The sequence below is a fragment of the Sinomonas soli genome (assembly GCF_054782415.1).
Window position 1 is genome coordinate 264,678 of the sequence record NZ_BAAGSN010000016.1, and the last position, 13,446, is coordinate 278,123.

Below are 13,446 nucleotides of genomic sequence, written 5' to 3' on the forward strand. Positions count from 1 at the left end.
CCGTCTCCACCGCGTCCCGCTCCGCCGGAGCACAGCAACGTTGGTCTCCGGACTCCTCGTCGCGGGCACCCTGGCAGCCATCCCGCTCGTATCGGGGGCCCCGCCGGCCGAGGCGGCCACCAACCCCTGCACGGCACCTGTGGCGAGCGCCGTCGCCTGCGAGAACACCCAGACGGGCACACCGCAGAGCGACTGGATGATCTCCGGCGCGGGTGACTCCACGATCCAGGGCTATGCCACGCAGATGAGCGTCAATGTCGGAGAGACGGTGACGTTCAAGGTCAGCACACCGGCATCGTCGTACCACTTCGACATACTGCGCCTCGGTTACTACCAGGGCAACGGGGCACGGAAGGTCGCAGCCAATCTGCTGCCGAGCGCCACTCTCCCTCAATCGCAGCCCGCATGCCAGACGTTCTCCGACACCGGCCTCGTCGACTGTGGGAACTGGGCCCCCTCCGCTTCGTGGGCTGTGCCGACCTCAGCTGTCTCAGGCGTCTACATTGCCCATCTAGTTCGGAATGACACCGGAGGCGGAAGCTGGATCACTTTTGTCGTGAGAAATGACTCCTCGAAGGCGTCCATCGCCTTCCAGACATCCGATGAGACATGGCAGGCATACAACACCTACGGTGGGAACAGCCTCTACCAATGCACGGTTGCGTGCCCCCCGGGCAGCCCGGCGGCTTATAAAGGCGCCTTCAAAGTCTCGTACAATCGTCCTTTCCATACGGCGCTCGACGATCAAGGGCGTAGCTGGCTGACGTATGCAGAATTGCCTATGATTCGGTTCCTAGAAGCCAATGGATATGACATGACGTACATGTCCGGAATCGACACCGCCTCTCGCGGGTCACTCCTACTCAATCACAAGGCCTTCGTCACCTCAGGCCATGACGAATACTGGTCCTACGACCAGCGGGCCAACGTGGAAGCAGCAAGGGACAAAGGAGTCAACATTGCCATGTTCACCGGCAATGAGATCTTCTGGCGCACTCGGTGGGAGGCCAGCCAAGCGGGTCCGTCGACCGCAGGTCGCACCCTCGTCAGCTATAAGGACACACACTTTGACGCCCCGACAGACCCTGTCACCTGGACTGGAACTTACGCCGATCCGCGCTACGGAACGGCAGGAGGTGGGGGAAATCCACAGAACTCGCTCAGCGGGCAGTTCTTCAACGTGAATTCTGGCACCACAGACATCGTAGTGCCAGCTCAATACTCCAAGCTCCGTTTGTGGAGGAACACACCCGTCGCTAATCTCACTGGGACCCAGTCCGTAACTCTTGGCTCCGGGCTCGGCACCTTGGGCTATGAGTGGGACTTGGACGCTGACAATGGTTTCCGGCCGGCCGGCCTGTTCGACCTCTCGTCTACGACCAGCACTAGCGCCGAAGTATTCACTGATTATGGGAGCCAAACTCAGACGGGCCAAACAGCGACCCATCACTTGGTCGAGTATCGGGCACCAAGCGGCGCATTGGTCTTCGGTGCGGGTACCGTGCAATGGTCGTGGGGACTCGATAGCTCCACCACCGGCAAGACCACGGACAAGACGATGCAACAGGCGACGGTCAATCTGTTCGCCGATATGGGGGTACAGCCAACGACTTTGAATTCGACGCTCGTGGCCGCAACCGCATCAACGGATTCAACGCCGCCGACGTCGACGATCACGTCCCCAAGTACTGGTACGTCCTTTGCCGACGGAAGTGTCGTCACCGTGAAGGGAACCGCCGCCGATTCCGGGGGCGGCACGGTGGCCGGAGTCGAGGTCTCGGTCGACGGGGGCACCACCTGGCACCCAGCAGTCGGTACCAACAACTGGACCTATACGTGGACGGCCCATGGAAATCCGTCGGCCACCCTCAAGAGCCGGGCTGTCGACGACACCGGAAATCTGGAAAGTCCTGGCGCGGGCGTCTCTCTGCCAATCAGCTGTCCGTGCTCACTGGTCGGCATGAACCTGAAGCCCAAGGTTGCCGATGCCGGTGACCCCAACGGGCTCGAGGTAGGAGCCCAGTTCTACTCAGACGTCGACGGCACAGTCACCGGTGTCCGCTTCTACAAGGCCACCACCAACACCGGCACCCACATTGGCAATATCTGGTCAACGACGGGGACGAATCTCGCCAGCGCAACATTCACGAACGAGAGCGGATCTGGCTGGCAGACAGTGACGTTCTCGAAGCCGCTCTCAATTACTGCCGGAACCCGATACATCGTCTCTTACTACGCGCCAAAGGGGCACTACGCAGAGGACACCGGCTACTTCTACCCGAATCCCTCTCCGCCTCCTGCGGGAAGTGACTCTGTGGACGCGCCACCTCTCCACTTCACGCGAAGCGTCCCCAATAGCCGCAACGGGTACTACATGTACGGCAGTTCATCGTCGTTCCCGACAAACGTGTACGACTCCGAGTACTACTGGGTTGATGCGGTCTTCACCCCTTCGGCGAATCCGGCACCAGCGGTGACGACCACCACTCCCGTCTCCGGCGCATCTGGAGTGGCCGTCACCGCGGCACCCAGCGCCGCATTCAACCAGGCGATCGTGACTTCATCCGTCGCATTCTCGCTCAAGGATTCCGCCAACGCCCAGATTGCCGGAGCGACCACCTTCAACAGCGCGGGTACCGTTGCCACGTTCACGCCCGCAAGCGCGCTCGCATACGCCACCACATACACAGCGACAGTCAGCGGCGCTACCAACTCTGCAGGGCTGTCCCAAGCAGCCCCGTACTCTTGGACATTCACTACAGCAGCGGCTCCCCCTCCTGTCGCGGTCAGCTCGACATCGCCTTCTTCCGGGGCAACCGGTGTGGCCGTCGGTGCCAACACAAGCGCGACCTTCAACCAAGCGATCACTCCGTCATCGCTGACGTTCACACTCAAGGACCCGTCGGGAGCCGCGGTGGCGGGAGCTGTCTCCTTTGACGCATCAAACACCATCGCAACCTTTGCACCCGCGACACCGCTCGCCTACAACGCCACCTACACGGCAACGGTGAGCGGCGCGTCAAATGCAACGGGGCAGGCTCTGGCAGCACCCTATGTGTGGAGTTTCTCCACCGCGAGCGCGCCGCCAGCGCCGAACGTGTCGTCGACCAATCCGCTGCCTGGGGCGACAGGCGTCGCTACAAACTCTGTAGTCACAGCCACCTTCAGCCAGGATGTGACGCCATCGTCAGTCCAGTTCGTGATCAAAGACGGGACCGGAGCGGCTGTAGCCGGATCAGTCTCCTACTCGAGCTCCACGACAACAGCCACCTTCACGCCAGCTGCTGCTCTGGGCACGAGCGTGCAATACACCGCGACGGTGTCCGGTGCGACAAATGCCACGGGCCAGATCATGTCTCCGTATAGCTGGAGCTTCACGACGATCCCCAACTACTCCTGCCCGTGCAGCGTCTTCGCGGGAGGCGCAACTCCGGCAGTCGCCAACTCGGGCGACATCAGCGGCGTCGAGGTGGGGATGAAGTTCCAGGCCTCGACGAGCGGTCAGATAACCGGTGTGCGGTTCTATAAGGGGAACCAGAACAACGGCACGCATATCGGAAACCTCTGGACGTCGAGCGGGGCCAAGCTGGCCACCGTCACTTTCGTGAATGAATCGGCGTCGGGCTGGCAGCAGGCCTACTTCGCTTCGCCAGTAGCGGTGAGCGCGAATACGACCTATGTAATCTCGTACTATGCGCCCACCGGCAACTACGCCTATACAAGCAACGGTTTCGCAACCGCGCAGGGTTCCGCTCCCATCACCGGGCTGGCCTCGGGAAGCGACGGCGGAAACGGAGTCTATACCTATGGATCGTCGTCTGCGTTCCCTGCTTCGACATATAACTCAACGAACTACTGGGTGGATGCCGTCTACAGCGCTGGACCCGCGTCGGCGCCCGCAATACTGAGCACCGCTCCGGCGCAGGGCGCAACGGGCGTGGATACGGGCACTTCGGTGTCCGCCACATTTGACCAGGCCGTGGATACATCGACCGCTACCTTCACCCTCACGCGGAGCGACGGCTCGCAGGTGAGCGGCTCTGTGGGCAACCTGTCAGCGACAGGGACCTACACCTTCACTCCTTCCTCGCCGCTCGCCGGGAATGCTACGTACACCGCGACGGTCACCGGCGTCAGGAGCGCGGGCGGCCAGATCCAGCCCACTCCCTACAGCTGGAGCTTCACGACCGGATCGTCCGGTTTCACCTGCCCCTGTAACCTCTTCGGGACGTCGTCCGTGCCCGCGACGCCGAATGTGAACGACGCCAATGCTGTGGAAGTTGGCATGCAGTTCACAGCCGATGTCTCCGGCTCCGTTACCGGAATCAGGTTCTACAAGGGCTCACAAAACACTGGAACCCATACCGGACACCTCTGGACGGCGGGAGGGACTCTCCTGGCCACCGTCACGTTCACCGGTGAGACCGCGAGTGGTTGGCAAACGGCAGCGCTCGCGACTCCGGTCGCGATAGCCGCGAACACCACCTATGTGGTTTCCTACTACGCCCCCAACGGCTTCTACTCTGCCAGCGGGAATTACTTCGCCTCATCGTCTGACGCCCCACCGCTCCACGGGCTCGCGAGCACGGGGAGCCACTTGAACGGCGTGTACAAGTACGGCACATCCGGATTCCCAGCTGCCAGCTACAACGCCACAAACTATTGGGTCGATCTCACCTTCACCACTCCGTAACCCGTTTCGAGTGCTGGCCACTGCGCCGTCCGCGTGGATTCGCGGACGGCGCAGCTGCGTCATGGCCGCAGTACGCCCAAGGATCCCGAAGAGAGACGTCTGCAGGTCCGGGCCTGCGCGGGGACGAGACGGCATATGCTGAGCGTCGTCGACCACAGCTCTGCATCGGAGCACTGCCGGCCGCGGTGGCCCTTCCACAGAGCGCAAACCTTCCGCGCCCCGGTCCAGCCTGGACCGGTCCGCGGGCCCGTTCGGATCCCACGGGACGGGTGCCACGGCATGTGCTACCGCTCATCAGCGCAGCCGAGGGCCGCGGGTCTTCGGCAGGGCCGCGGTAGCCAAGAGCCAAGTGGCATGTCGGCGTGACATGAGGAAGACATCCGGGTGAGGTGTGGAGCTGTCTAGGAACCGCTCCTCAACCCGGAGGTCTTCATGTCCCACGCTAATGCTTTGCTGGCCCGACGGGCCGTCTGCGGCTGCCCCGCTGCGTCGTGGAGGACGGCTGGCCGCTGCGTCGGGCAGCGCAGCGCTTCAGCGTCTCGGTCACCACGGCCAAGCGCTGGGCCGACCGGTACCGCGCCGGGGGCCGGGCCGGGATGGCCGACAGGTCCAGCCGGCCGCGCACCTGGCCGCACCGCACGAGCGCACGCCGTGAACGGCGGGCGGTGGCCTGCGGGTGGCCCGGCGCTGGGGGCCGGCCCGGATCGCCTACCACCTGAGCATGAACCCCGCGACCGTGCAGCGGATCCTAGCCCGGCACGGATGCCTGCCGCTGCGCTGGACGGACCCGGCCACCGGAGCCCCGGTCCGGGCGGCCCGACGGGACGTCGTGCGCTACGAGCGCGAAGCTCCCGGGGACCTGGCCCATGTCGACATCAAGAAGCTGGGCCGGATCCCCGACGGCGGCGGCCACCGGGTCCGCGGCAGGGCCGCAGGCGGGCGCAGCAGCAGCGCCCACCGCGAGCCGGGCCGGCCCCGGAAGGTCCACGGGCGTCCGAACCTGAGCTACGCCTACCTCCACCACGCCATGGACGACCACTCCCGCTACACCTACAGCGAGATCCTGCCCGATGAGACCAAGCAGACCGCGACCGCGTTCATCAGGCGCGCGGTCGAGCACTTCGCCGCGATCGGCGTCACCGTCGCCGGGTGCTCACCGACAACGGTTTCCGGCTACCGCTCACGCGACTTCGCCACAGCCCTGGACGAGTACGGCATCGCCCACAAACGCACCCGTCCCTACCGACCCCTGACCAACGGCAAGGTCGAACGGTTCAACCGCATCCTGCAGGAAGAATGGGTCTACGCCAGCCCCTACACCAGCGAGCAGGAACGCATCGCGGCGTTCCCCGCCTTCCTCCACGCCTACAATCACCACCGCGGCCACACCGCACTCAAAGGCGCCTCACCGGCAGACCGAGTACCCAACCTAGCGAGTCAGTACAGTTAGCGCGCGGCTGGCTACTCGAAGAATCGCCAGCGCGGCCCTTGAGAATCCAACAGTCAGGGTTGCGCGGTCACAGTCCGCATCGATTCGGGCCCAGACTGTAGATATGGACGGCACCGTCTCCGGCGAAAGTATCGCTGAAGTAGGAGCCGCTGGTGTTGATAGTCCGTGCTTCGTCGACGACCTCTACGCCTCTGCCCGCGGAACAAGGCAGCGAGAACACGACCGTCTGACGCACCTGACTGGTGGACTGGGCGAACAGGTAGAGGTTTCCATCGAGCACCTTGACGATCGCGTCAGCGCTTCCATGCACCTCAACCGCAGAGTCGACGAATGGAGCATTGAGCACCGGTGCGAGCTCGGTGATCTGGTTATCCGTGTCGCTCAGGACCTTCGATAATGCCGGATCGCACCCCTGGCGGACGACGCTTAGCGTGGGGCAGCTCCCGCCGAAACTGTGGTCGAAATAGATGATTCCTCGGGCCCCGTGGATGATGCTTGACCAGACCGCCGCACGGACGTCATCCGGGCGTACCACCGAGCCCTCCGGAAATGGATGACCAAGCTCCACTACCGCCCAAACGGGCTTGCTGTGCGCCGGCACGACGAGATCCCTAACGCGGTCGACGGCCCAGCCGTAGTTGCCGGGGCGCCGGCATTCCGACGGGTCCACCAGCGCACGGGCATAACCGACGAGCGCTCCACCCTGGTCGGCGGCGCATATTCCGGGATCCGTGAACCAATAGGCATCTGCGGACACCACGTCCGCCTGCGCAACAAACTCTCTTGCCTCGGGATTAGAATCCCAGAACAAGACACCCTTGCCGTAATTTGCGAACAATGGCGCGTCGTGGGGAGCGCGAGCCTTGATGTCGCGCAGAATGGTGAATCCGCATTTGGCTGATGCGGGAATGCAGATGTCCCCTTGACCTGGATAGTGACCGCTCCATGCTGAGCCTCCCGCGCCGCCCCACATGTCGATCTCGTCGCCCAACAGGAACCCAGCGGCCGCCGGGATGTCCGTGCTCGGGACCAGCGCCGATCCGACCGATTCTGCTAGAGCAGGGTTTGACCCATCAGGAAGCTCGACGTACGTATTGATCCCCGCCGCTCGGTCTTTTGAGAGATCCGCACTATCGACCAGTGATGCTGACCACAGAGCTATGGGAAAGAAGTCTGCACGCACCGGAAGCGAGCGTTTGAACCGCGAGTAGAAGTCTGGACCACCATCAATTTGCCGGACCGCCGCCTGAAGGGGTTTGAGGGAGCTGGGTCCAGTTTCAGACCCCGCATTGGGACCAGCGAATCCCAACGGAAGTACCAGCCCCGCGCAGATGGCCGGCAGCAAGACGAGCCTCCGGAAGGGCCGCGTCCTGGATGAATGCCGCCCCGCGGAGGAGCTAGCCACCGTGTCCAACGCGAGCCGGGGCAGCACGGAGGCCGTCCGCGCCGCCATCGGCGGCGGCCACCAGAGGAGGGGCTACTGCCGGCAGTTCGAGATCGACCGTCTCTACCGGGGGCAGGGAAGGCTTCCGCGGCGATCGATGAACGCGCCGTCCCCTTGGTCGCCGTTCGAAAGACCGCGCAACAGAAACAGCGCCGAAGAGAACCACCACCCCTGCGACCCCGAGAACGATGACGCTCCGAAGACGAGTCGAATAGGCCTCCTGAGCTGAATCGGCCGGCTGAACCACTTGGGCCCGCATCAGGTAGGAATCGTCCGCGCCATTCACCTTCTGCACGCTGTACAGCTCTGATGACATGCGCCGTCCGAGTTCGTCTACCGTGGCCATCGACTGGGAAGGAGAGGTCCCGGTGGCCTGTATCTGGAGGATGAACCCGATCCCTGCCCCCGACGCCCCGGGCGTGACCGTGTAGTCACCGGATAAGCCCATCTCCTCCAGGGAGGAGGCTACCTGCCTGACACTGAGCTTTGTGATCAATACCTGGCTCAGGAGGCCGTCGGGGCTCCGCAGGTAGGGGTTGTCGGAGTTGGCCTTCCCAAGGGCGGGATTGACTTCGATGTCGTGTTCGGTGGGCACCTTCGGCGCCATCAACGCATACGTAGCCTCTGCCGTGTAGGTGCGCTGGGCGGTGAAGACGTAGAAGGCAGCCGCAACTGTCAACAGGACGACGGGGAGGGCAACCCTCCAGTATCGCCAAAGTGTTTTCAACAGACTTATCGGATCCATGACGACTCCCGTTCTTTTCCGAGTTCTGGCGGACTCATCGCGCTCCCGATCTCCAAGCCTGGGTTGCGCGTTCTGAGACGCCATACGACACCAGACAGTCCAATGAAAAAGGGATAGAGAAGAGCAAACACCGGAAACTCCATCGAGTCGAAAGTGGCTGAACCGACCATAGCGATGATCCCTCCGGAAGCGGCCGAGGCAGCAAGGAGTCGATGGGAGCTGTTTGCCGTCGATCCCCTCATCGCCAGCACCGCAGCATACGGGGGCACGACCACATAGAGAGTGAAGGCAGCCAGTCCGAAAACACCCATCGTCACCGCTGACATCAGGTACTGGTTGTCGAAGATGTCGCGCGCATTGGCAGGAATGAAGTTTCCCGGTCCGGCTCCCCACCATGGCTTCTGGAGCACGAGCCCGATCGCGCGGGGATAGTCGTCGATACGCCACGTGACAGAGACGTCGCTGCCGCTGTCCGTCACCGATCTGGTCAGAGTGGACACAAACCCCGGAACTCCGACAAAGACGGCAGCGGTGGCCGCGGGCACAGCGAGGGCCATCCATTTGCGAGCGACGGTCGGAAGGCCTGCAGCCAGGAGCATCAGTGCGAGCGCTAACGCAAGCACCGCCGACCGCGAGACGGTGACTGCATTCGCTGCGAGCAGGAGCCCGGCCTGCATCCAGTGCGCTGTACGACTCCCGTGTGGATCGTGCAGCGCCCGCCAGACAGCGAGCGGCAACAGCATCGCGGACACGACGCCCAATTCGATCGGGTGCAGCGTCGTCCCGGCGACCCGGGTGAGCGCGTCCCGGATCTGGAATGAGGTCGCCGTGCCGTTGACGGTGAAGCCGGGCACCAAGAGCGGGAACCAGTCCGTGGGGTTGGTGCGGGTTGTGAACTGGATCAGGGCCACGACCGAACAGAACGTTGCTCCGCCCAACAGCCACCGCACAGGATGTAGCGCGTCCGCAACCGATCTGATTCTCTCCGTGGTAACGAAGGCAATCCCCGCTGATGAGACCATCAGCAGCATCCATCGATCTGCTGCTGCGCGGCCTGCCGGCGTGCTTGGGCCACTCAGACCACAGAACAGCAGGACGTAGCTCAGACAAGAGACAAGCAGGAGAACCAGCAGCGCCACGCGCCCTGGGTGTCCGAATGGGTGTGGTCGATGGAGACCCAGGACCGAGGAGGCGAGCCATGTGCCGGCCAGGCAGAGAGCGAGGATCTCAGCCACACTGCCGCTCGCTCCCATAGGGGCGAACACCAGTGTTGGAGGGAAGACGAGCAAGGCCAACAAGGTCGCCCCGAGAAGCCGGGGTGGGCCGGACGATCTCAGACCGCGAGGGGCGAGGGGTTGCTTCCTGTCGCTCAACGTCCGCCCCCGAGGATCTCGGCGAGAGCTCTCTTGCTGTGATCCCAGGAGCACGGCTTGTTGCCTGCGGCACGTGCGGCACGCTCCCGATATCGTTCGTCATCGACGAGCTGCACGAGCGCAGTCGCGAGCAGAGCGGGCGTCGACCGAGACCAAATCGCCTCGGGATTCACCAAGACCGCGCGTGCAAAGCTGTTGTCGTTGACGACAGGAATGCATCCGGCCGCGAGCATCTCGGTAGCGACCAGCGTGATGTTGGTGAACGAGAGGGCAAGCCCGCCCAGCGTCTGGTTGTAAAGGCGGTTCAACTCAGACGCTCTGAGGACTCCGTGCTGAACGACAGGGCATTCCCAACCGCGCACCCGGTCACCGAAGAGGTGGATTGGCTGTTCCGGCCGACGACGGTGGAACTCCTCAAGCGCCAGACGGCCGACGTCATATCCTCGTCGATCGACGCCTGGACGCGCGAAGAAGACCACACCGTTTCGCGCTCCCTCGTTGTCGAGCTTGTATGCAGTGAGGTCACACCCGTAAGGAATGGACTGGGAGGCCACGCCTAGTTCGCGCATCAGAGTCTGCTGCACCATCGGGCCGAGTGAAATATGCCTTAGCCCCAGTCGATAGGAATCCTCTGCGAGGGCGTACAGAGACCCACGAGGATAGAAGTACGGCTCATAGTCCTGAATGAAATAGAATTTCCGGAGGTTGGGGCTCCTCATTCCTCTGACAGCGATGACATGCGCAGTCTGCCAAGAGCTGGCTACCACCGCGTCGAACTCAGCAAGTGAGTCCGGAACTGGTCGCACATCCGCTCGAAGCCAGGGCCATGACGAGCGGATTGTCTTCTCGTGGCGACGGATGTCACCACGAGACTGGTCGTAGAGAAGGATGGTGCAGGACGCTCCCCGTTCTTCCAGAGCCGCCACCATGCGGAAGAAGGTGGTGTGGCCGCCCGAACCCCGGCTCGGAGGTGTGCAAAGCCAGCCGACGGCCCGGGGAAGCCCGTCATGCTCTCGGTTGTGGTCCGAAGGAGTGAAGCTAGGTGCCGCGATATCCCTCCGAGCGAGGGGGAAATCGAGCGACCCCACGTCCAGAGACGCATCGACGGAGCGCGTAATCCTCCGGACGGCTCGACGTGCAGCATCCGCCGCTCCATCGCGAAGTACACGTCCCAGCACCTCCTGGGCCCCCAATGACGTCATCCTTGTACCCCTTCGATCGCCGCGACCGCGTCAAGCTCGCCGTGGAAAGTCCTCCACGCCGCCCGGGCGGGACTCAGCAACAACGCCGCACACACCGCTCCACCGACCGCCGCTCCGAGCACAAGGGCGAGGAGGCCACGGCCCACGAGCGCGGCGGCGCCGAATGCAAGGAATCCCGCTCCTGTAGAGACGACGAGTGGAAGAACCACCGAACGGCCCAACGCGATCGCGCCCAATCGTGCTGCGCGAGCAGAAACAGAGATGTAGAGCGGAAGAACTGCGATCCAAACGACTGCTGCCTGAGCGACGCCGACTCCCATGAGGCCCCATCGGGAGGCTCCCAGCCAAATCGACGGCAGGAGAACAGCGAACCACACGACCTGAATCCAGAAGAGGCCGACCGTTCGACCGGCCCCGACACTGAGGTCAGCGAGGAACTCCGTCACGATCCGGCCGCCGGAGAAGACTCCAAGCCCAATCAGTGGCGCGATCGCGGCCTCCCATTTCCCGCCGTAGAGGACCACGACGAGAGAACCTGCCATGGACGTCACGAACGCAGCGGCCGGCATAGCGAGACAGCACACAAGGACAAGGAGCGCCGGAGCTGCCTTGCTCAGCCGACGTGCCACGTGAAGTCGCCCGAGGGACGGCACTGCGACCGACCGGACTGCGGTGGTGACGAGGCTACTCGGGAGCCCCGAAAGAGTGAATGCCAGAAGGTAGTACCCCAGGAGATCCGGGCCGAGGATGTGGCCCACTACGGCATAATCGATGTTGAGGGCAAGAAAGACCACGAGATTCGCGGCCGCGAGCGGCAACCCGAGTCCTAGCACAGAGCGAGCGTCGTCGGAATTGAACCGCGGGCGAACCCTCACTGGCGAAATCAGCCAGTAACCGAGAGTCGTGGCGAGCTGGCCCCCGAGGCGTGACCATGCGAGCGACATTGCTCCCCATCCGAGGGATGCCAAGATCAACGCCGATACCAAAGAGACAACCGCTCCCGCACATTCGACGGCTGCTTTGGGCCCCTGACGATAGTCCCGCCAGACGAACGCTGCAGGAACGCCTGAGAGACCGGCCAGGAAAATGGTCAAAGACATGACTTGCACGACCGGCGTCGCCTCGTCGTTGCCGAGCGCGGCCGCGAGCGCGGGCGCCGCGGCCAAGGTCGTAGCCGTCAACACCGCTCCTGTGAGTGCAGACACAGTCATTACTGTCGGCGCAAGCGCGGTTGAATTGTCCCCACCTCTGCCGATGGCAGCGGTGGCGCCCAGATCTGTGACGTTGATGGCAACCGACTGCACAACGAGGGCTACTGCCAGGGCACCGAAGTCTGAGGGCGCCAAAAAGTGCGCCAGCAGAAGGGTGGTCAGGAACTGGAGCGCACGTCCCAAGATGACTCCGCCCGCGCCCCAGGCGAAGGCGACCCTAAAGCGACGGCCAAGTGAGGCGAGTCTCGCCTGCTCCAGATCGGCGCTCATGAGATCCCCACCCTGCGCCACACTGCCCAATGCAAGCGTTCTGCTTGAGCCCTCAGGAACTCAACGACTCTTTGCATCCTCGCGGGTGGCCGGCCCTGCCGGGCCCGGCGGAGTTTCCGAAGGACCTGCCGCCTCAGACGGGGGCCCGCCTTGTGTGCATCGTTCCACACGCGGATCAGCTCCAAGGCCTCTTCCACCCCCCCGCCACTATCCAGAATCCGCCGCGCCGCTGAAAGAGCCTGCTTGCGAACCGACCGTTCAGCCGAGAAAACCAGAAGATGACGTCGGCGGGGGTCCAGCGACATCATGCCGTTGACTGCTCGAAACGCCTCCAGACGGTGCTCAAGGTCCAGCGCCGCAGCACCGAACGTAGTTCGATGCATGCTCTGTGGATGAATCCGGTAGAGGGCCTGTTGCGCCCCATTGATGCGCCCAATGTGCCACCACTCGGAAACGCGCAGCCAGTACTCAAGATCCCCTGAATGAGGCAACTTCGCGTTGTACAGGCCCACCATGCGAAGCGCTGACGACCGGACAACAACCTCTGGCGACAGAATGAAGTTCCGCCCGCGCAAACAGGCGATCCTAAGCCATTCATGCCCGCGCCAGACAGTCCAGGAACTTTTCGAACAACTGTCCTGGGCGCCCTGCTGTGGAACGTCGGCGAACTCCGCGACACCGCCGTAGACCAGCCCGACCTCTGGATAGGCTTCGAACAGGGCCGCAGCCCGCGCGAGCGAGCCCGGGACGAGGAGGTCGTCGGCAGAAAGCAGGACCACGAGATCACCGGTCACTCGCGACAGCCCGTCGTTGTACGTGGCAATGTGGCCCAGGTTTGCCTCGTGTTTGATGAGCGTCACCCGCGGGTCACCGGCGAGTTCCTCGGCGACATCCGCGCTGTCGTCGGTCGAAGCGTCATCGACGATGATGACCTCGACGTCGACGTCGGGCTGATCGAGCACGCTTCCCACCGCATCGGGCAGATAGCGTCCGTAGTTGTAGCAGGGAACGACGACCGAGACGAGGGGCCGGCCCTTGAGTGGCTGCGCCTTCATCCG

Annotated in this window: 7 protein-coding genes and 2 pseudogenes; 2 read left to right on the plus strand and 7 right to left on the minus strand. The window is 63.4% G+C overall.

The features are described from left to right. The first annotated feature begins 139 nt into the window (after window positions 1–139). Both ACYVKZ_RS17060 and ACYVKZ_RS17065 read left to right on the plus strand, forming a co-directional pair. Window positions 140–4,693 (plus strand): DUF4082 domain-containing protein, encoded by a 4,554-nt coding sequence (locus ACYVKZ_RS17060; RefSeq protein WP_460993445.1) that lies wholly within the window; start codon window positions 140–142, stop codon window positions 4,691–4,693. Window positions 4,694–5,125: 432 nt separating this feature from the next. Continuing rightward, window positions 5,126–6,143 (plus strand): annotated as a pseudogene (locus ACYVKZ_RS17065) (IS481 family transposase). A 67-nt stretch (window positions 6,144–6,210) separates the two neighbouring features. Here the strand turns inward: ACYVKZ_RS17065 and ACYVKZ_RS17070 are convergent. From ACYVKZ_RS17070 to ACYVKZ_RS17100, 7 genes and pseudogenes are all read right to left on the minus strand, one after another. Further along, on the minus strand, window positions 6,211–7,326 hold the full coding sequence (locus tag ACYVKZ_RS17070) for a hypothetical protein (protein WP_460993446.1): 1,116 nt from the start codon (window positions 7,324–7,326) through the stop codon (window positions 6,211–6,213). Window positions 7,327–7,540: 214 nt separating this feature from the next. Beyond that, window positions 7,541–8,332 carry a YveK family protein gene (locus tag ACYVKZ_RS17075; protein ID WP_460993447.1) on the minus strand — a complete coding sequence of 264 codons (792 nt, stop codon included), beginning with the start codon at window positions 8,330–8,332 and terminating at the stop codon, window positions 7,541–7,543. Beyond that, the gene (locus ACYVKZ_RS17080; protein ID WP_460993448.1) at window positions 8,320–9,471 is read right to left on the minus strand and encodes an O-antigen ligase family protein; all 1,152 of its coding nucleotides are present in this window, start codon (window positions 9,469–9,471) and stop codon (window positions 8,320–8,322) included. The genes ACYVKZ_RS17075 and ACYVKZ_RS17080 overlap by 13 nt, the downstream gene beginning before the upstream one ends. Before the next feature lie 230 nt (window positions 9,472–9,701). Continuing rightward, window positions 9,702–10,292, minus strand: coding sequence for a glycosyltransferase family protein (locus tag ACYVKZ_RS17085; protein ID WP_460993541.1), 591 nt, complete (start codon window positions 10,290–10,292; stop codon window positions 9,702–9,704). A 21-nt stretch (window positions 10,293–10,313) separates the two neighbouring features. Further along, window positions 10,314–10,907: pseudogene (locus ACYVKZ_RS17090) on the minus strand (glycosyltransferase family 1 protein); the annotation flags it as partial. After that, window positions 10,904–12,388 carry an oligosaccharide flippase family protein gene (locus tag ACYVKZ_RS17095; protein ID WP_460993449.1) on the minus strand — a complete coding sequence of 495 codons (1,485 nt, stop codon included), beginning with the start codon at window positions 12,386–12,388 and terminating at the stop codon, window positions 10,904–10,906. The gene ACYVKZ_RS17095 and the pseudogene ACYVKZ_RS17090, both read right to left, overlap by 4 nt. Then, entirely contained in the window at window positions 12,385–13,443 is a 1,059-nt protein-coding gene (locus ACYVKZ_RS17100) for a glycosyltransferase (RefSeq protein ID WP_460993450.1), read from the minus strand. Before ACYVKZ_RS17100 ends, ACYVKZ_RS17095 begins: the two co-directional genes overlap by 4 nt. Window positions 13,444–13,446: the final 3 nt, after the last annotated feature.